We start from the raw sequence: 23,042 nt of genomic DNA on the forward strand, positions 1-23,042 counted from the left end.
AAGGAGAGATCATAGTGGCAACAACATATCAAACTTTACAAAAAAAACCTAAAGCACCTAAAGCACCATCAACAGAATACACTTGGGAACAGATAGTTATATCCCATATATGGATAATATACTGCATTTCATTCCCTTATTCTTATGTAGGTTCAAAAGAATATTTACAACAACTATCTACTGAATCAGTTCAGAGAATTTTAGCTAATCCAAGAGTTAAAAAGTTGATTGGAAAATGGGAACTTGTATGGGGTATGTCTATTTATCAATTCCCAGGTTCTGGAGTGAATGACAATACACTCTACATTGCCAAGTACAATGATAACAATCCAGAAAAAGATACTTATGTTCTTTCTGTAGCTGGAACAAATATGAAGTCATTTTACAGTATTCTTTGTGAAGACGGCGGTGTGTTCTCAACTAAAGAATGGAACAATGGTCAACCCTGGAACAGCCCACCAAACTTTCAATCTACTACTGAACCATCAATATCTACAGGATTTACAAGGACCTTGGATAAGTTATTTAATAAGACTAAGGATAGTAATGGTACTCTTGTTATGGAAGCTCTCCAAAAAATAACCAGCAGCTCTAGCAAGCCAGTAGATTTGATAGTAGTAGGTCACAGTTTAGCTGGTACTATGTCTCCACTTGTGGCTCTAGCATTATTTGAACGTCAGTCAGAGTGGGATAGCAAAGGTATCGCTACAATCAAAGAAGTTTGGGCTATAGCCGGACCAACTCCGGGAAATCCAGCTCTTCAGGAATATTATACATCAAAACTTGGTGACAAAACTCAAAGTTTATGGTCTGAGCTTGACATTGTTCCTAATTGTTTCGCTAGGGAAGGTATGACTGGAGTGGCTAGCTTATATGAGCCTGACATTCCCTCTAGTCCTTTGGTTGAGATTATTATGCAGGCATTTAATAAGTCAATTGAACGTCATAACTATCAACATATCATCCCTCAGCCTGCTTATACTGGAAAGGTTAATAATGACTTCCGCATTGAAAATATTAACAAATATCCTGAAGTTAAAGAGTTTATTGCGGATCAGTGTGCTGCAATGCTACTCTACGCTTTTCTAAGTAGCTTAGAAGATATGTCTAATGTAATAGAAGACATTCCATTTGTCGGTAGAGCTTTTGAACCCCTTAAAGGTAAATTAGATTATCTCGTAAAATCATCCACTTTTATCGTCTCAAAGTTTTTTGCTCAAGTTATTGATGCAGGTGTAACAGTAGTCCTTATTGAGGATAAAATTGAGTCAGTTTTTGAGGAAGTACTCGATCACATTGGTCTTACAGTGCCTATCTCTGTTGTTATGTCTGTTCTTCCTGGTGATTTAATTCTTGGTCATAACATTATTAATTTGATGGATTGGTATATGCAGTTCTATTTCCAGCACGTAGACCAATATGTTGGATATTATGGTGTTGATGAACTTTACGGTATCAAGGCAGATATTACAAGTGAAGTAGAGGCAAGACTTGGAAAGGAAGAGAACAAGAAGCAAGAAGCTAATACTATTCTTCTGAATTATGGTAAAGCCAAAAATGACGATATTAAAGATTTGTATCGTGGGGAAGGTAAGCTACTTGATGGAATATCTGATGTTGTTGCGGAATTGAAGCAGTCAGGTGATGTAGAGAAGAATGCACAACCTCTAGTTGTAATAGTTGAGAAAAAGAGAGACTAGTGAGTATTTAAGCTTGTCGCTATGACCTCTAGCTAGTACGGTAAAATTCCGGCGGACAGGAGGGGGGCAACCAATTTCCTAGGACGGCTGAAAGTAAACAAGTAGCTAAAGCAGCGATTTATTACTACAACATCTTGAGTAAAACCACTCTTTTAGCTAACTAAAAAAAGTAACCTCACAGATTTTTGTCTATGCCGAGGAATTTAGAAGTCTGTTGACAGGCTTGAAGCAAATGTGGATTTATCCCATGTGCGGTAGATTAAGCAGGTAATCCAGAGTGTTTCAACCTCTATAAATGTCAAAATATTCTCAGTTGCAACTAACACATAAATATAATTTTGGGAACAGGGTTATACTTGTTCCTTGACTTTAAAATTATTTAATGTCCGGAGATTATACTTGGGGCTTGTAACTGTTATTTAGAAGTTATTTATCAGCAGGTATAATCTCTAATAATTTCCAATTATCTATTCATGTTACGAGGTTTAAAATCAGATATTCATAGATTTTCTTGATTTTTTGAGAGCTCTGGGAAAAGATGATATAACTTTCTTATTGTGTTTCATTTCCTACATTTTATAGAGATACTCTTGAATAAAACGATTGATGCAGTATAGTTCGTAGCGAAGATAAATTGGTTCAGTTTGAAAGGTTATAACTCAAGTTAATACTAAGCTTTAAAAAGAGGTATTACTGAAGGATAAGTATGATTTTATGGCTAAGGGAGTACTTCATTTCAATAGGTAAAAATAGTGTAGATAGTGAATATTTATAAATTACATATAGATTATGCAACAAAAAAAATAATAAAATTTGAGAAACCTAAGACTTTGATTGTAAATTATCCTAAGTTTAAAAATAATAGAGTTAAAGCTTTATCTTGTAGAAAGGATAAGTTATATAGAATAATTGCTATATATATAGCAAAAAATCAATTATCAAAGCTGGTAAATCGCAATAAATAATCTTTTTAGTTGTTGACAAAAAGAAAAAATATGGGAGATTTTTTTGGTTAATTTAGATAAGACTTTTAGGTTATAGTTATACGCTATAGTTATACGCTATAGATTATTCTGAATTATCAGTAAAAAATAGAAATGATTGAGGGAAAATTTGGTCATATTTCCTCCTGTTTTGCTTGCCATATTTTCTCATAAAGTCTATCGTAATATCCAAAAACAAGAGTATTGACAAATAAGAAATAATGAATCATCATTATATAATGGAAATTAAATAACTCTTAAACCAAAATTTGAAAAAACTTTAACAGTGATGATAGAAACAAAACGAGCTATAGTCGTAGGAGCTGGATCGTCTGGTCTAATAGCAGCTAAAGAACTTTTAGATACTGGCTTAGACTTGACTATCTTAGAAAAGGAAGCATCTTTGGGTGGTGTATGGCACAAATATTGCTGGAAGACTTCAACTCTCACTTCTTCCAAGTGGATGACAGAATATGGCTGTTACCCAGCACCAAAAGAATATGCTGACTTTATGAAGCCAGAAGAAATGATGGAATATCTCAGCTCATTTACGAAGCATTATGGGTTAGAAGATAAAGTTCACTTTGGTGTACAAGTAAAAGCGATCGCTCGTAGCACAGATGGCAAATATGATGTAATTACTGATGGAGAAACTTACAGTGGCTACGATTATGTAGTAATTAGCACTGGATTACATGGTGAACCAGTTATTAGGGACGTTCCAGGAATAGAGAAGTTTACTGGTACTATAATGCACGGATTCAAATACAAAGACCCAGAAGCATTTCGGGACAAAAAAGTAGTGTGCATGGGTCTTGGTGAAAGTGGCATTGGTATTAGTTCTGAAATTAGCAGTGTAGCAGCTAAAACTGTTGTAGCAGCAGGTAATTTTAATTTTGCTCCCCGGGTTTATCCTTACAGTAATAAGCCTTTTGATCAAATCCAGTTCTGGCCAATGGGTCAATACATTAAGGACTACCAAGAATTATTAAGTGCCCAAATGAGTTGGATTACTCGCCTACCAGAACCATTACGAACTGCTTATGCAAATATGCATCCCTGGTTACGCGATCTTCCTAAAGAATGGCTACCAACGGCTTATGTTCCCCACTATTGGGCAGGTAAATACTGGCCTAAACCTAACAACAATTTTGGGGATATGAGTGGTAATTTGACCCGACCTAGTACTGCTCCTGATGATATTATATATTTGGTTCATAGTGGTAAGATTACAGCAAAGGGTAAGGTAGAGCGCTTTGATGAAACAGGAGTTTATTTCCCAGATGGCACCAGAGAAGAAGTTGATATGGTGGTAGCTAATACAGGGTTTAAGCCTGGAGCTGCTTTAATTGAGTTTCCTGATAACTGGCAATACCGACACCAAGAATTGTATAAAGGTTGTTTGCATCCTGATATGCCTAATCTAGCATTTGTAGGGTTTGTTAGACCTACTATCGGTTCTATCCCTGCTATGGCAGAAATGCAGTCACGGTTTGTCGCTCAAGTTTTCTCTGGTGGGTATAAGTTGCCAGAAAAAGAAAAATTGAAAAAACTAATTAAAAAAGAAGCTGATGCTCACGCTCGGAAAAATCCAAAGATGACAGAGCGTTGGCCTCATATCTACTTTTTTGATCAATGGATGGAAGAAATGGCAGAACTACTTGGTACTCAACCTAAAATTTGGCAGCACCTAAGTTCTTGGAAGCAACTTCAGGGCTTTCTATTTGGGGCTCCGATGCCTATACGTTTTCGTCAATATGGCTCTGGAGTAGTTGCAGGTGCTAAGGAACGTTACGCTGATAGGATTAATCAACTATATGGAACTCGCCCTCAGTCCTATATAATACCTTACCTGACAATTAGTCTTTTCTTCCCTTACATCTTATCTTTAATTATTTCTGCAGTTTGTTATTGGGGAGCTAACTTATCTCCATTAATTAGTATTGGTTCGGGTTTACTTTTCTATACTTTATATATGACAGTGGATTTATTCCGCTTTGTGGTAGGATTTTTACCGATCACATTACCTAGTCTAATGGCTCTAGAGCAAAGTCTGCCTTGGCGTAATTGTGACAATGATAGTATGATGTTTTTAATGTCTTTTCCTGAGAAAGATAGGATGAATTATGCTAATCCTAGAGTCTTTGAAAATGACGGGCTTCCTAAAAGTGAACTATTAGACCGTGAAATAGCTGTTAAAAATTAATTATTGGGTTCGTCGATCTCATTCAATATTATTGGTTATGGCCTCATACATCGGTCTGCTAAGATAATGTATAAATACCTGTTAGGATTATCAATAATCTTTACAGGTATTTATAATTAATGAGGCGATCGACTACTAGAGATTTCCTTATCCACTTTTTGGACATTATTTAAGTTTTTACAACACAAAAAATAGAAAGTAAGTATTATTATGGCAAAACTACAGAAAGAAAAATTTAATCTAGATATAGATCAACCAGAAATATAAAATGAAGGCTATTTCAAAAATGATGATGATTCACCAACAAAGCATCTATGGGATAGGAAAATATTGTCTTTGATTTGACTTTCCTATTGTGTTTCTTTTCCTAAGCTTTATACGGGTAAAGAAATATATCTATCGAATTTAGCTACTAGAGCTGTTAAGAATACTTTCGAGAAGAAAAAAATTAAGAGGTTAACTGGAGAATGGGATATTCTCTGGTTTGTTAGTGTTGAGCGAAGATCAGTTTCTAATGTGGCAGATGGTACGATGTTTGTTGCTAAGTATAAGCTCTATAAAAGCATTAAGAGTAATGTTAAAGATGGCTTTAATACTGATGATAGTGACAATAAAGATGATTATATTTTCAGATATGTCATTTCCATTGCTGGAACAAAGCCTTTCTCAATTTTTGCCGCTGTGTTTCAAGATTTAAGCATATTTAAAACTCGCCCTTAGAACAAACGTGAACCTTGGAGTAAGGCCATTAGAGATAAAACATTAAAAAACAATAAACCTACTATATCTTCAGGAATTAGAAAAAGATTGAAACTTCTTTTAACAAATATTTAAGGTGCTTGTGGTACATTTGCCCAGTTTAATGCCAATTTATTAGATAATAACAACGTAGTGGAAATGATGAATTGGTATGTACAATTTGTTGATCAACATGTTGCCCAATACGAAAAATATTTAGAGATAGAAGAGTTTACCAAGGAGATGAGATAAATTACTGATAAATTCTACAAAGGAATGAAGTATAGCTCGAAGAGGAGACTACAATAGGTACCTCTATCAATCACAAAAACTTTGTTTAAATTTGTTTTAGGGAAATTTTATGGAATTCCCCTAAATTATTTTTTAGAAATGTCTCCAGGTCAAGAGGGAAAAGCCAAAAAGGATAATAAGAGTAATATTAAACTGTACTTTAATATCTTCTTTTAGCTAACCTTAAATATTTAACTCTTTGCGTCCTAAGATTTTTGCACAAACTAATAAAACTTGGAAAATCAATCCTACAACAATTAATATTCCCACCCACTCCAAGTATGGTATATATGGGAACTTACTAACTATTTCATCAATCATTTGAATATTAATTGGCCGAATAATTTGAAAATAGTGTTGATAAAGGAATACATACAGTGCACCAAATTCAGCGACCAGCACTAGATAAGATGACCTCCTCAAAATCACTACCATTGAGAGAGCAAACTGATTAACTGTCAATTCATAAGCATTTGTTCGCTTTCTAACTTCTGGCAAGACTAAATAATTATACTGATTAACAATATCTGAAGCTTGGTTAACCCATTTAAGAATATTCTCAGGACGTAGATTATTTACTAAAGCACGACGCCGTGCTTGTTTGTTATACTTATTAATAACTTCAAAGACATCTATATCTGGCCATAGATATTGCAGTGAACCATCTAATGCTAGAACAGACCTAGTAAGTTTTAAAAAATCCCAGTTAGTAGGGATTTTATAACCAAAAGCTACATCAGTTACTCCTTTAATAGCTCCACCTAAAGATTTTTGCCGAAACGGTACTCCTTTAACTTGAGATCTGACATACCAGTTCTCAAACTGACGCCCCATCTCTACTCGCACTCTATCAATATCAACTTTAGGAATACCAACACCAAATCGAATATAGTAATCAGCTGCTTTGGTAAAATTTCCTTCCCCTAAACCATTAACATAATTCAAGTAAGTATTCCTTAATTCTGCTTCCAAAGAACCTGTACTACCATGATCAATGAGTACAAACTTGTTATTACGCAACAATATTATATTACCTGGATGTAAGTCAGCATGAAATAGATTGTCTTCAAATAGTTGTCGGAACAAGGACAAGTATAACCTTTCCCCAAGTTTGACTCTATCAATGTTATTTTCCTCCTCCCACTTCGCAGCTAGAGAACGTTGACTTGCTAGGGCAGTAATATAGTCTGACATCATTACACCATTTATAAATTCCATTACCAAAATCCGACGTTTAGAATATTTTTCGTATATCTTTGGAACGAAAACTTTATGTTCTTTAAGGGACTTTCTCATCCTAATAGTACTGCTTGCTTCATATCTGAAATCTAGTTCTTCTTTAAAGGTTTTATCTAACTCTGCAATAAATTCACCCCAACCTAAATAAGTAGCAATATTCAAGAAAATTAATAGATTAACCAGACCCTTAATAACATTTAAATCTCGCTGGAAAGCATCTTCTAAACCAGGACGCTGAACTTTCACGACTACAGGGATTTGTTTTTTACGCAAAACCGCAGTATGAACTTGAGCAATAGAAGCTGCTGCTAAGGGTTCCTCATCAAAAACGGCAAAAACTTTCTTCAAAGGAACACCCAATTCTGACTCAATAGTTGAGCGTACAATATCAAAAGGAAAACCAAGTGCTTCAGACTGTAAACTTTGTAAGGCATCACATATAGGTTCTGGTAAAATATCTGTTCGTAGTGCTAAAACCTGACCTGCTTTTACCCAAAAACCACCAAAATCTTCAAATATTTCTCGCAATTGAGTTGCTGTTTTTTCCATATTTGCTTTGCCAGTAAATCTGCGCCACTGTAGGGCTAAAAAATAAATAATGAATCGCCGAATAACATAAGGAGTCGTGACTCGTCGCTTATCTATTTTTTCTACAATCTTTACTTTTTTCTTTTTCTTTTTCTCAATCAGCGGTGTTGGAATATATTTCTTGTTTAGCATCCTATTATATCTTAGACAAGACGTAGCTTTCTGTTTATAATTTTGAATTACAAATCTCTAGAAATCTAAATATAGTTTAGATTCAGCATATTTATAGATCAATTTAATTGCAACAGTTCAATAATGAAAATAGTAAACATTCAGTTTTTTGGTAAAAATTAGTGAGTTCACTTATAGCAAACACCTCTCAAAGCTAATTCATAAACTTAGCTGTTGTTGCAGCATTCCCCAGGAAAGCTCTTATTTTACCTAGTGTTAAATTATTAAAGTTATAGTAAAGCATAACTAACAAAACACAATACTAGCAAGAAACTTATACTCTTAATATTTACTTAAAAATTAGCTATCGTATTTTGAGATCACGAATAGCTGAACAATTTAACTATCAACAATAAATCAGCAAACTAACTTCCTATTCTTCCCTAGAGAAAAACCAAAAAGTTTATCACTAAATTATATTTATTATCATACTAACGATTGTCAGTAAAAAAAAAATAAATAATTAATTAATTATTCATTTATTTATTTATTTATTTATTTATTTATTTATTTATTTATTCATTAATATATAGTTATTATAGTAATTGTTTTTGATAAGGAAAACACTATTATTCTGCTTTAACCAAACAAATTTATCTAAATAAATGCTTGACAAAAATTGATTAACCTTCTTATACATTAAAGAGTCTGAATTATCCGGAATAGTCATCCCAGCAACTATACCAAGGTAAATCCAACCCAAGGAGTACTACTTAAAAAAATAACTTTATTAAACAAAAAATTTGGACTGGTCTTACTGCTTTCTTGATATTTTCTAATGCCAGTCTAGGTTAGTGTTATGTCAGTATTTTCAGGGAAGGCCAAATTTATTGGCCGAACGAACCAATAGATAGAAGTTGAGAAACAAATGATAATTCACACAAAACCCTTGCTAGCAGGCAAACAAATGTTATAATACTGTCTTTAAAATAGAATCCTCTACTTAAATAGGACCGAAAAACAGTAAATAGACCAGATAATCTGATAATAATCTTTAGCTGTTCTTGATCAACGCTTTTTCCTAGTTTGAGAACAAATCTTTTGAAAAAATTCTAGATACTTCATCACACAAGGGATATAGTTTTTTTGAACCCATATTCTGTATAACAAAATGTAGTATTTAAAAGCCAAAAAAACTTGAGCAAATATTTATACTGTAAAAAAACTTTTTTCCTGTAACTAATTGTAAATTAAACTATCAGTATACTAAAGTATGAGGTATCAAGTAGAAACCTCTCCGTGCCTAAAGCTATGCTTTATCAACATTTTTCTTACAATTATGATTGACAAAAGTGGAAAAATTATGTCCTTTTCCTAAAGGAATACCAAAGAAAAGTAAATCTGTTTAAAAATAGGTTTATTCTAACTCTATAATTTGATTCTTCCCTTGCCCTCCTACTCCACATCTCCCTAAAATTTATGGGGCAGTAACATGGATAGTATTATAATCTAATTACCAGTTGACGACCAAGCTCAAGTCTCAGAATTAGTAGCTCAATGCCAAATCAGCTAATAGCCTCAAAATTTATAATGTGTGCAATTAAGCTGATTTGATCTGAATTCCCAGAATCATAAAAAAAGTTATGTTTCAACTCATAAAATTAATTCTGATGTAATTATTTCCTTTATAAGTACTTTTTTTCTACTATAAATAAACCTACAGTGATTATTTTATATCAATCATATATCCACACAATTGATGATTATTGATGATTTTTGTAAAATAATTAACTTAATTTTTGATAATTGAATATCTCTATTCAGCTTTATTGAACTTCTCTCCATTTCCCAAGATAGATATGCCAAATTTCCTAACCTTTTCCCTGTATTATTATGGGGTGCTGAATAGAAAATAGGGAGTTAAGAGTTCAAAAAACTTGTTTTTCAAGCATTATTTAACAGCATTATTTAGAAGATTTACAAGTATCTCTCACCTAAATATTTAGAGCTAAGAAGTTAATCCCTACATCCTTGCCAAAATCCCTATTTTATCTCCTAATTTCAAGTTATAAATTTTTCTGTTTATCTTTTGCAAATTTCAATAATTCTTGAGCTTGTTGATAAAAAGTTGTTTCTGGTTTTACATTTTCTAACTGATTAATAATTTCTTGTAACTTACTAGCAAGTAAACCTCGATCAGAATTATTAATTGCAGACTTTTTCCAATCTGCAATTAAATCTTTACCCCGCTTAAAAGCTGTTCCTGAGTCCCTTTCTGCTTGTAATCGCATTTTCACATTAGCGAGGTTAAGCTGATATTCTGCTATTTTGCTCTGAGCTGCCAAATAACTAGGATTATCTGCTGATATTTTCTGTAATTGATTAATTGCTTGCTCCCATAAATCTACTATTACTTGCCATCGTTGATCTGAATGGGGTCCATTTTGAGCAGCTTCAGCCGCCTTTAAACCAAATTTTTTTGCCACTTCTATAAAAGTGAAACTGAGTTTATTACCATCTGCTAAACCTACCTCTTTCTCAAAATCTCGTTTAGCTGCTGCTAATTGTGGTTGTGCTATTTTTTTAGCAACAGTAGTAGGTGGAATTTGTGCTAACCTATCTATTCCACTTTGCCAGTTAGCGATCGCCTGCTGTTTTTCTGTTGAGGTTGTAGCTTCCAGATATTGTTGTTTAGCAGTGGCAATTGTTTGTTCCGCCTCCGCTAAGAATGTTTGAGCATTGTTTTCTTGAAATACCTTTGCCTGCATTCGCCCTACCTGTTTTCTTGCGGTTTCAAATTCATCTAATGTGAATTTCCAAGAACAACTGAAAAACGTACAATATCTTTTAGGATAAAAATCTAAAAACCATACTGGCAATTCATTAAGATGCTTCTGTGCTAAAGCAACTTTATTAGCGCCTAAATTAATATCTGCACTGGAAGTTGCTTTATTAATTAGTTGATCTGCTTGTTCAATATTAGCGATCGCTTCTCTATAGTTATAATCCATATTTATATAGCTTGGTAGCAAAACTATTGGTGCTACTCTAGACACAGGTTTACGAATCATGGGATAGGGTAAATTTGCTACCCAAACGATCCCTGCCATTCCCACTAATGCAGCAGGTATCCACATAATTTTACTTAATATTTTAGGTTGCTTATTTATTTTAATTGCTTTCTGAATAACTGTGTCACTAAAATTAGGAAATTGGTCTTTTACTATATAACTTAATTCTTCTACTTTTAGGGTCTCTCCTGATTGAAATCGTAACTTATCCAGTCTTTTCATTACTATTTTTTTTCCCACTTCCCCAACCAAATCTTCTTTGGCACGTTTGTCAACTTCTACTTTTAATAGTTTATAGGCTCGGCTATTTAAACGTGACATATTTTTACCTCTAGATTTATTACTTATATTGTAACATTTTGATGACTCATCAGTTAAATATCCAATTTCATATAATAGGAGATATACCCAATGTTTGCCTAACCTCAAAGCCTAATAATCACTTCCAAGAATATTTATAATAGGAGGAAAAACAACCGATTAAATATGAATTTTTTGCCATCACTGGGAGAACTGGGAACTATTCGTCATAATGATATTGCAGTTAATTTTACTACAATCTTCAAAAATTATCTGAGAGCTAAAGCATATAAAGAATGAATTGCATATGCTAAACTTAAATTTTCAGAAGTTAGATGTTTCTTTTTTCTCTCTGTTTCTTTGGGTGCAATTATTCATCCTCACCCTTTCTTGAGTATAATTAGGTATTGCTTAATTCAGGTGCACCCGAAAAATGATTCAATTCTCCCTCAGAATTTAGTATTTATTTTAGATATAACTCAGTGACAAAATCTAAGACCCCGTCTTTAAGGACTGAGTTTAATATGATAAAAAAACAGAACTTTACTAATACAAGTAAAATATTTTCATTCATAAAGTAACTAGTAATTTAACTGAATAAAAAGCAGTAATTCATCACTAAGCTCTGGATTTTATACGAATTTTTATCTGATAAATTGAAGTGCAGAATGTGGGATATAACAATTATTAAAAAATTGCCTATAAGAGCTTTGACTCATTTAAGGTTTACCCCAGTTAAATAAATAGTTTTATGGCCCCTTATCCCCCTGATAGGTTGGACGAAGTTTCGTCTTATAAAGCCGAGCTAATTTATACACTAATATAAGCGCTTATGATTGAAATGACAAATAAATTTTAAATAATTTATTGATTTTTGTATTGTAAGGCTTTACAGCTATATCTATAAATTAAATAAAAAGTCAATATAATTTTCAACATCTACCACAATAACAAAAGCCTGTGATGAAACCTAATAGCTCAAAACTCTGCACCATAAAAGCTCTGAGTTTAATACTAGGCACATTAGCCACCACTCCCGCCAACTCCCAGCCCATAACCCCGGCTAAGGACGGTACCAATACTACTGTTACTCCACAGGGCCAACAATTTCATATTAAAGGTGGGACTCGCAGTGGTACTAATGTATTTCACAGCTTTGATAAGTTTAATGTGCACTCTGGTCAAACTGCCAACTTTGTCACGACCCCGGATACTCGCAACGTTCTCGGACGAGTTAAGGGAGGCGCTTCTTATATTAATGGTCTTATTCAGGTTCTAGGTAGCAGCTCTAACCTCTTCTTAATGAACCCCGCAGGCATAATGTTTGGCCCAAACGCCAGCCTCAATGTACCTGCGTCATTCAGTGTTACTACTGCTACTGGTATTGGTTTTGACCAGAATAATTTCTGGTTCAAGGCTATGGGCACTAATGACTATTCAAATTTGGTCGGAAACCCTAGTGGTTATAGGTTTGATGTTTCTAAGCCTGGTTCTATTGTTAATGAAGGGAATTTAACTTTAAAACCCCAAGGAAATTTAACTTTGTCGGGTGGAACTGTTGTTAATACAGGGGAACTCTCTAGCCCTGGGGGTAATATTACTGTCACTGCTGTCGAAGGTGGTAGTACCCTGAAAATATCTCAACCAGGACATTTGTTAAGTTTAGAAGTACCCCTAGAGGATGGAGAAAATATTTCTAATATTGATCCTCTATCTTTACCAGAGTTATTAGCTGGTGGAGGAGATATCGTTGAGGCTACATCTGTCGTTGTTAAAGAGAATGGTGATGTGGTTTTGAATGGTTCAAATACTATGGTGGCTGAGACTCCGGGAACGGCAACTATTTCGGGAAAGATAGATGTATCAACTACTGCTACTTCTCTTAAGGAGAAGGGGCGTGTTCCTAGTCAGAGAAAGAAGGAGGGTGCTGCTAGTCCAGGAAAGATAGATGTTCCTCCTTCCCTCAAGGAGAAGAGAGATGTTGCTAAGGCCGGTAAAGTTAATGTGTGGGGCGATCGCGTGGCTCTTATAGATACAAATATCAAGGCTGATGGCAAAAATGGGGGTGGAACTGTATTAATAGGAGGAGATTTTCAAGGGTTGGGTATAGTTCCTAATTCTCAGCATACTTTTGTTAATAATAATTCATTTATTTCTGCGGATGCTATCACAAATGGTGATGGAGGTCAAGTTAGAATTTGGTCGGATGGTATTACTAATTTTGCGGGAAATATTAGTGCTAAAGGCGGCACATCTTCGGGAAATGGAGGGTTGGTTAAAATTGGGGGAAAAGAACAATTAATCTTTGATGGAAAGGTGGATGTTACTGCGGCTTTAGGAACTAAAGGTAGGATTTTATTAGACCCAGAAAGTGTGACGGTGGGAGAGGATAATTCGGAAGGTGAAAAGGAAATTGTCGAGGATAATTCGGAGGTTTCTGAGACAGAAAATACTGATAATTATGATGGGGAAATTATTGAGGATAATTCCGAGGTTTCTGAGACAGAAAATACTGATAATTATAATGGGGAAATTGTCGAGGATAATTCCGAGGTTTCTGAGACCGAAAATACTGATAATTCCACAACAAAAAATACTGATAATTTAGAAGATAAAGAAACAGAAAATCCTCTTGATCCTTTTGCTGCTGATGAGAATTCTGATGTGACTATTTCGGCGGATAATTTAGGGGAATTATCGGGGAATGTGATTATTGATGCTGATAATGATATTACGATAAATGAAAGGATAGAAACTGATTCTTCTGTGGAGTTAAAGGCGGGTCGAAGTATTAATATAAATGCAGATATTGATACTAAGAGTGGAAATGGAAATATTGATTTATTGGGTAATAATGATGAGATGAATTTGGCTAACCGTTCTGATGGGAAAGCTTCGATAAATCAATTGGATGGAACAATTTTAAATGCTGGAAGTGGTGGAATTAATATTAAGTTGGGAAGTTTAGGAGAGGTAGGTGATATAAATCTGGGAAATTTAAGGACGACAGGGAAGGTTTTGGTTGATGCAAATGGGGGAAATATTGTTAGAGTTTCTGAGAATTCTTTGATAAATGCGGGGAGTGTTTTGTTTAGAACTTCTGGGAATGGAGGTATAGGTTTTCTTGGTCAACCTTTGCGGTTAGATGTGCAGAATTTGGAGGCGGTTTCTGGTAGTGGTGGGGTGTTTTTTGAGTCGTTGAAAAATGTGAATATTGGTGGTGTAAGTGAGGATGTGGATGGTATTGCTACTTTTGGAGGAGATGTTGATATTAAGAGCGCGGGAAATGTGACTTTAAATGAAACTATTTCTAGCAATGAGGTTGTAGAGAATAATTCTGAGGCGACATCTACAGAAAATACGGAGGTTGTTGATGGAGGTGGTGGGATAAATATTGAAGCGGCGGGAGATATTGTGGCTACGGGTAGTGGTATTAAAGGTGGTGGGGAAGCTGTTTCTTTGTCTGGGACTAATATTAGGATAAATGATGAATTTAATGAGACTTCTGGGGATGCGGATGTTAAGTTGTCGGCGACAAATGATATTGTTGTTGAGGATATAGAGGATGATGCATTGGAGTTTATGCCTGGGAATGGGGAGATAGAATTTCGTGCGGATGTGGATGGGGATGGGTTTGGTCTTGTGGAGATTTTGGATAATAAGCCGGATGTTGGGAGTAACCCTGATGTTTTTGATAATGGGGCGGATACTATTAAGACTAATGGGCGAGGTTTGACTATTGCTGGTGCTGGTGTGGTTTTGGGGAATGTTGATACTTCTTGGTTGCCTGTTTATTCTGGTGGGGAGCTATTGAAGGCGATCGATGTGGATAAGGGGGGGGCGATACCTCCGGTAGGTACAGAAGGCACTGCAACATTTACTTTTACTGTAGATGGTGACTTGGGAACTATAAAAAATATAGATGTTCGCTTTTCTGCAAAACATACTTACAATAAGCAGTTAGACGTTAGTCTGGAATCACCCCAAAAAACGAAAGTACAATTGTTTGCAGAGGTTGGTAATAGGGGAGATAACTTTCAGGATACTGTATTGGATGATGATGCTTCTACAATTATTAGTATGGGCAGTGTTCCGTTTGATGGTACGTATCATCCCCAAGGAAGTTTAACAGATTTTAATGGAGAAACTCCGAATGGAAGGTGGAATTTGAAGGTAACTGATACCTCTGAGGGATACGATGGCACTTTATACAGAGCTGGTGAGCAGGCTCCCTGGGGAACTGCTATAGGTACACAACTGTTGCTGCGTAACCCTCTTGTTCAGAGTGGTGGAGGAAGAGGAAGTGGAAATGGTGGAGCGATAAACCTAAAAGCAACTCATGGTGATATTAGTGTAGGAAATATTCGTAGTTTGAGCGAAGCTGCTAATGGGGGAAGAATTGACCTGAATGCTAATAACAATATTATTACTGGTCTGATTAATTCTAGTTCTGTGCAAAGGAATGGAGGAGCAATTGATTTGGTAGCTGGTGGGAATATCACTACACAAGACCTTTATTCCTATTCCTGGTCCAGCTCAGGCAACTCAGAAAATGGAGGAGTAATTGATTTAGATGCTGGTAGCAATATCACTATACAATCCCTCTATTCCTATTCCTATTCCAGCTTAGGCAAATCAGGAGACGGAGGAGCCATTAATTTGGATGCTGATGGCAATATCACTACACAATCCCTTAGTTCGAGGTCTTATTCCCCTTCAGGTTCAGGAAATGGAGGAGCAATTAATTTGGATGCTGGTGGCAATATTACTATACAATCCCTCCATTCCAGGTCCACTGCCAGATCATTCTCAGGAAATGGAGGAGCAATTGATTTGGATGCTGGTGGCAATATCACTACACAAGAACTCTATTCCTATTCCTATTCCAGCTTAGACAACTCAGGAAATGGAGGAGCAATTAGTTTGGATGCTGGTGGCAATATCACTACACCATCTCTCAATGCATATTCTTTTTCCCCCTCAGGCAACTCAGGAAATGGAGGAGCAATTAGTTTGGATGCTGGTGGCAATATCACTACACAATCCCTCAATTCTTATTCCTATTTGTCTTCAGAAAAAGGGAACTCAGGAAATGGAGGAGCAATTAGTTTGGATGCTGGTGGCAATATCACTACACAATCCCTCAATTCCTTTTCCTCTTCAGAAAAAGGTAACTCAGAAAATGGAGGAAAAATTGATTTGGACGCTGGTGACTATATCACTACACAAGATCTCAAGTCCTATTCTTTTTCTCCCTCAGGCAACTCAGGAAATGGAGGAGCAATTAATTTGGATGCTGGTGACTATATCACTACACAAGACCTTGATTCGAGATCCTCTTCCAGCTCAGTCTCAGGAAATGGAGGAGCAATTAATTTGGATGCTGGTGACTATATCACTACACAAGGCCTTGATTCCTATTCGTACTCAGAAAAAGGCAACTCAAGAAATGGAGGAGACATAAAACTGAATGCCAATAAAATAAAACCAACCTCGGATAATGAAGAAAAACTAACAATACATACATTTTCATTCAGGAAAAATAAGTTTGGGGAAGGAAAAGGTGGAGACGTTAACATTACCACTAACAATCTCAGCAAGACAGAAATATTTACACTATCTTCCCGCTCAGAATCAGGAAAAGTAACCATAGAAAGTAAGACACAAGAACCACTTCAAATCAATGACTCATCCATTACTACAAGTGTACAAGTAAGCGTACAAATATGTTCCTCCTGTGGAACAAGACTAGTTGGTGAAATAGGAGATACTCGATCAGGCGAAGTCTCTATCAATAGTTCCGGCGACCTCAGCCTCAACAACGTCACCATAGAAAGCGACACCAAAAGTAACCAAGCCGCAGGAGACGTCAACATCTACAGCATTGGCAACATTACACTTGACAAGACGGATATCATCAGTACTACCAACTCCCAAGGCAAAGCCGGCCAAATCAACTTAGAAACCAAGCAAAACATAGAACTCACCAACAACAGCAAAATCTTAGCCAACACAGAAGGAACCGGAAACGCAGGTCAAATAAACATAGAAGCTAACAACCTCATCCTAGACCAAAACACCAAACTAATCACAGAAACCGCAAGAGCTGGAAACCCCGGAGACATAAATATCCAAGCTAACACCATAGAGATAGGAGAAGGCGCTAAAGCCAGCACCACAGTCTTAACAGGTTCAACCAGCACCGGAGAAGGAGGCAACATCACCATCAACACAAACGAACTCAACGTCACAGGAAAACTCGGAATATTTGCCGAAACCGAAGCGAGCAAAAACGCCGGTATCCTTCGTATATCACCCTACAAAAACAACCCCAACCTAGACATCATCTTCAAAAACGAGGGCTTCATCTCCGCCTCTACCTCATCCACAGGCAACGGAGGCAGCATATTCATACAAGCCCCAGAAAACATAAAAATAACAGGCAAAGGATTCATTGCCACAGAAACATCAGGTACAGGTAACGCCGGAATTATTGATATCAAAACCAACAACCTGAGAATATCCAATGGAGTCAAAATCAATGCTTCCACAGAGGACCAAGGCAACGCCGGCGAAATCAAAATCAACACCACAGACTTCACCCTAGAAAAAGGAACAAGTCTAACAACAGAAACCAACAGCGCCGGACTAGCTGGAAACATAGAAATAAACACCAAAAAACTCACAATAGGAAAAAACGCCCAAATAAGTGCCACAGCACTAGAAAGAGCCAGCAACAAAGAAGCAGGCGCAGGCGGCAACATCACCATCAACGCCAACAACCTAGAAATCTCAGGAAAACTAGGAATATTCGCCGAAACCGCAGGAGAAAGTCCCGCAGGCACCCTCACCCTGAAACCATATAAAAACAACCCCAACCTAAATATAGAATTCAAACAACAAGGCTTCATTTCTGCTCGCACCAGCTCCAGTGGCAACGGAGGCAACATAAATATTCAAGCACCAGAAAAAATAAACATTACAGGAGACGGAAAAATATCAGCGGAAACCACAGGGAGTGGAAACGCAGGCACCATCAATATCCAAACAGAAAACCTCAACCTATTAGAGCAAGTAGCCATAAGCGCCGAAACCAACAGTCAAGGTCAAGCCGGAAATATTGAAATTAACTCCCAAACAGTTACCATAGGAAAAGGCACAGAAATAAGTGCGACAGCCGGAAAAAAAGCAACAAGCACCGGAGATGGAGGCAACATCACTATCAACACCAACGACTTAGAAATCTCAGGAAAATTAGGAATATTTGCTGAAACTAAAGGAGTATCAAATGCTGGCACTTTAACCCTCACCCCTTACAAAACTAACCCAAACCTCAATATTACGTTCACCGACCAAGGCTTCATTTCTGCTCGCACCAAATCTCTAGGAAAGGGAGGTGATATCAATATATTGGCACCAGAAAACATAAATATTACAGGAGATGGTCAGATAACAGTTGAAACCAAAGGTAGTGGAGATGCAGGCATTATTAACATTGAAACAGAAAACCTGAAAATAGCCGAAAATACAAAAATATCAGCATCCACATCTGACAGCGGAAACGGAGGCGAAATCAAAATTAATTCTAGTGAAACATTCCAACTGCAAGGCCGAATATTAACAGAAACCAGAGGAACAGGAGATGGAGGTATTATCAATATTGAAGCAGGAGAAATAACTGCGCCTAACAGTAGGATATCAGCTAAAAGTACCGACGCCGGCAACGCAGGTACAATAGATATTACCGCCCAAGGAGATATTACCACAGGAGCTGTTACCTCCGCCGCCAAAAATGACATGGAAACCTCTGACGGAGGTAGTATCAGTATTACCAGTGAACAAGGAAAAATTAACGCTACCCGAGCAATTCAATCATTTTCAGAAGGAGGGAACGCCGGAGATGTTACCCTCAAAGCCCAAACAGACATAACCGCCAAAACCATAAGTTCTCACGGAAAGCAAGAGGGTGGTCAAATAACCATCACATCAGAAACCGGAAACATTGACACCAGTAGTGGTAACCTCTTAGCCAACTATTCAGGAGGCGGTGATGCCGGAGACATTACAATGGAAGCACCCCAAGGAAATATTACCACAAATGATATCTATTCCTACGCCGACGGAGACGGAGGTCAAATAAGTATTAAAGCCGGAAACAATATTAATATAAAAGTAAACAGTAATATTATTTCCGCATCAGAACCACCAAATGAGGGGAACAGTGACAAACAAGGACAAGGAGGAGATATTACTCTAGAAGCAGGCAACAATATTAATACTACAACAGCTAAAATATATTCTGGTGCCAACGAGGGCGACACAGGAAAAATTGATATTACTGCAGATAACGCAATAGAAACAGGCAAAATAGACTTAGCATCAGGTTTTGTCAGACAACAAGAAAAAGTCAACGAAAACTTTACTATTATTCCCAAACCAGAAGGAGAAGCAACTCAAGGAAAAGCCAGAGAGATCCGACTCCGCAGCAGAAACAGTACAATAGATACTACAGGCGGCACAATAAATTCTCGTTCCCCAGACGGTACTGGAGATATTATTATCAATGCCAAAGGAAATATTAGCACAGGGAAATTAGAAGCCAGCGCCCTTAACCCAGACAAGCCTACCACAGGTGGAGACGTTAATATTATCAGTGAGCAAGGAGAAATTAATGCAACTCAAAACATAGAAACCTTCTCAGAAAAAGGTACAGCAGGAGATGTAAATATTACTGCAGTTGGTCAGATCCAGACAAATAATATTCTTTCTCAGGGAATGGAACGGGGGGGTAATATTCAAGTCAAGAGTGAAGGAGTAGAAATTCATTCCAGGGGTAATATAGACTCATATTCAGAACAAGGAAGAGGAGGAAGTGTCAAAGTAGATGCCCCAGAAAGAGTAAATTTAGCAAATGTATCATCCTACGGTATGACAGAAAGTGGTGACTTAATTATTCAGAGCCAACAAGCAGAAGTTAATACAGTTAATGTCACAACACAAGCTCCGGAGGGATATAGTGGTCGTATAGTTATCAACGGAACAGAAGTAGGTACGGGAAATTTAAGTTCTATCGCTAGAACAAGTGCCGGGGAAATTAATGTAGAAGCGACAGATGGTTCCATTGCCACCTATGATATAGAAATGACATCAGATGGAACAATAGGAGCTTTAACACTGAGAGCAAGAGAAAATATTACTACAGAAGATGTTACTCAAAATGCTGGAGAGGGAAATGTAGATATTAATATTGAGTCAGGAAGAGATCAAAATATCGGCAATACTACTCAAATAGCAAAAACAGGGGATACTAATAATGTTCAAACTGCAGGCCGCGACCAAAATAGTGGGAATATGAATCAGAATTCTGGAGGTAATGCTAACAATATTCAAACTGCAGGTCGCGACCAAAATGGTAGGAATATGAATCAGAATTCTGGAGGTAATGCTAACAATATTCAAACTGCAGGTCGCGACCAAAATGGTAGGAATATGAATCAAAATTCTGGAGGTAATGCTAACAATATTCAAACTGCAGGTCGCGACCAAAATATTGAAAATGTGAATCAAAATTCTGGAGGTAATGCTAACAATATTCAAACTGCAGGTCGCGACCAAAATATTGAAAATGTGAATCAAAATTCTGGAGGTAATGCTAACAATATTCAAGCTGCAGGTCGCGACCAAAATATTGAAAATGTGAATCAAAATTCTGGAGGTAATGCTAACAATATTCAAACTGCAGGTCGCGACCAAAATATTGAAAATGTGAATCAAAATTCTGGAGGTAATGCTAACAATATTCAAACTGCAGGTCGTGACCAAAATATTGAAAATGTGAATCAAAATTCTGGAGGTAATGCTAACAATATTCAAACTGCAGGTGGGGAGAAAAATATTGGGCAAGTCACTCAAAATGCCGAGAATAATACCATTAATATTCAAACCGCAAGTGGGGAGCAAAATATTGAACAAATTAATCAAACTTTTGGCAACGAATCTATCAACATTCAAGATCAAGAAATTAATCAAAGTCTAGATACTACTTCAGCAATTTCTAATAACAATGTACCTAATAATCAAGTACTTAATCAAGAAGATTTCTCTAATAATAACAATAACAATATCGAAGATAATTTCACTACAAATCCCTCAAATAATAAAAACATTTTATCAAACCTTACCCAGTCTCAAAGGTCTGAATTAATTTCAAATTCTACCCCCAGCAACAATAACCAAACAACTAATACAAACACAGCCCAAGAACAAACAGAATCATCTATTAATAGTACAACAGATACAAAAAAAATCTTAAACACAATTAATGCTATAAATACCAATTATCTCACAGTTTCTGCCAATTTAGAGGAAGCAGTAACAGTATTAGAACAAAGCCGTACTAACGAATATTCAAATTATTTTGGAACAGATTTTAAAGAACAATTTATAAACCAAAAAACACCCCGAGAAATATTAACAGATATGGCTGCTAAAATAGGAAAAGAATCTGCAGTTGTTTATATTAATGCTTATCCAGAGGAATTACAAATAATCTTATATACCAAAGATGGTCAGCCTATTCTTAAAACTATCCCCGAAGCTAACCGTAAAAAATTAGAGAAAGTAGTTATAAATTTCCTCAAATTAACGACAAGTCCTGCCTATCGTGATTCTAATAGTTATCTATCACCAGCAAAACAATTATATGATTGGTTTATTGCACCTATATCAGCAGAATTAGAAGCAGCAAATCTCGATACCTTATTGTTCAGTATGGGTGAAGGTTTGCGTATTTTACCAGTGGCAGCATTACATGATGGAGAACAATTTTTAATTGAGAAATATAGCCTAAGTTTAATTCCGAGTATCAGCTTAATGGATACAAATTATCGCCCACTTCAAGGTACTCAAGTATTAGCTATGGGAGCTAGTCAGTTTATCAATGAAGAACCTTTACCAGCAGTACCTGTGGAGGTAGAAACAATTTCTGAAAAGCTATGGGAAGGTAGTAAATTTTTGAACGAAGAATTTACCCAGAATAATTTGTTAACTCAAAGAAAAAATTATCCCTATCCTATTATTCACCTAGCTACCCATGCAACATTTAATAGAGGAAAACCTAGTAATTCTTACATTCAGCTATGGGGTAATGAACAAATAAAGTTAAACCAAGTGCGGGAGTTGGGTTGGAGTAACCCATCGGTTGACTTGTTGGTATTGTCTGCTTGTCGCACTGCTGTAGGAAATAGAGAAGCGGAATTAGGGTTTGCAGGGTTAGCAGTAGCAGCGGGAGTGAAGTCAGCTTTAACGAGTCTTTGGAGTGTGAGTGATGAAGGGACATTGGCCTTAATGACAGAGTTTTATACTTATTTAAATGATGCTAAGATCAAGTCAGAGGCATTAAGACAGGCGCAGTTAGCAATGTTGCAAGGGAAGGTGGTTATTACAGGTGGGGAGTTGAGGGGAAGCAGCACTCGTGGTGAGGTGAAGCTACCTTCGGCGTTGGCAAATGTCAATAATCAAAATTTATCTCATCCTTATTATTGGGCAGGGTTTACTATAGTTGGTAGTCCTTGGTAATAAAATTGTTGAGTTCACAACGGGATCGAAACTTTATAGCCGTTTTCAGATAACTTCTGATGGACGATAAACTTCTACCTTCATTTCTATTGGGTAAGTATTCAGCAATTTAGCAGTGAGCTCAAGCGCTTTTGTCTGTTAATAGCGTGCAAAAAGATGAAGTCAAACTAATTGTTTTTTCGTTCAGACTTTTAATTCTTTTTGGAGACAAACTCCTCCTTCTAGCTGATAGCTAACA

At 36.4% G+C, this 23,042-nt stretch carries 6 protein-coding genes; 4 read left to right on the plus strand and 2 right to left on the minus strand.

Going from position 1 to position 23,042, the window contains the following annotated elements:
• Window positions 1–14: 14 nt before the first annotated feature.
• From TERY_RS18380 to TERY_RS18395, 3 genes are all read left to right on the plus strand, one after another.
• Complete coding sequence (locus TERY_RS18380) at window positions 15–1,700, plus strand: lipase family protein (RefSeq protein WP_011613199.1); 1,686 nt, start codon at window positions 15–17, stop codon at window positions 1,698–1,700.
• Between the two features lie 1,272 nt (window positions 1,701–2,972).
• Window positions 2,973–4,889 (plus strand): NAD(P)-binding domain-containing protein, encoded by a 1,917-nt coding sequence (locus TERY_RS18390; protein ID WP_011613200.1) that lies wholly within the window; start codon window positions 2,973–2,975, stop codon window positions 4,887–4,889.
• A 516-nt stretch (window positions 4,890–5,405) separates the two neighbouring features.
• Complete coding sequence (locus TERY_RS18395) at window positions 5,406–5,609, plus strand: hypothetical protein (RefSeq protein ID WP_044136913.1); 204 nt, start codon at window positions 5,406–5,408, stop codon at window positions 5,607–5,609.
• A gap of 492 nt (window positions 5,610–6,101) precedes the next feature.
• On the opposite strand, the gene TERY_RS18400 is transcribed toward TERY_RS18395, so the two are convergent.
• A complete protein-coding gene (locus tag TERY_RS18400; protein ID WP_011613201.1) occupies window positions 6,102–7,877 on the minus strand; it encodes an AarF/UbiB family protein in 1,776 nt (591 codons plus the stop codon).
• A gap of 2,045 nt (window positions 7,878–9,922) precedes the next feature.
• A complete protein-coding gene (locus TERY_RS18405; protein ID WP_011613202.1) occupies window positions 9,923–11,248 on the minus strand; it encodes a hypothetical protein in 1,326 nt (441 codons plus the stop codon).
• A gap of 942 nt (window positions 11,249–12,190) precedes the next feature.
• Here TERY_RS18405 and TERY_RS18410 point away from each other — a divergent pair.
• Window positions 12,191–22,804: a CHAT domain-containing protein gene (locus TERY_RS18410; protein ID WP_011613203.1), complete on the plus strand. Its 10,614-nt coding sequence runs from the start codon at window positions 12,191–12,193 to the stop codon at window positions 22,802–22,804.
• Window positions 22,805–23,042: the final 238 nt, after the last annotated feature.

Origin of the sequence: Trichodesmium erythraeum IMS101, assembly GCF_000014265.1 — a bacterium.
In the GTDB taxonomy this organism is placed as follows: Bacteria; Cyanobacteriota; Cyanobacteriia; order Cyanobacteriales; family Microcoleaceae; genus Trichodesmium; species Trichodesmium erythraeum.

Bases quoted from the DNA above. Each gene is read 5' to 3' on its own strand.
- TERY_RS18400 (WP_011613201.1), bottom strand. From the start codon at position 7,877: ATGCTAAACAAGAAATATATTCCAACACCGCTGATTGAGAAAAAGAAA.
- TERY_RS18405 (WP_011613202.1), bottom strand. From the start codon at position 11,248: ATGTCACGTTTAAATAGCCGAGCCTATAAACTATTAAAAGTAGAAGTT.
- TERY_RS18410 (WP_011613203.1), top strand. From the start codon at position 12,191: ATGAAACCTAATAGCTCAAAACTCTGCACCATAAAAGCTCTGAGTTTA.
- TERY_RS18390 (WP_011613200.1), top strand. From the start codon at position 2,973: ATGATAGAAACAAAACGAGCTATAGTCGTAGGAGCTGGATCGTCTGGT.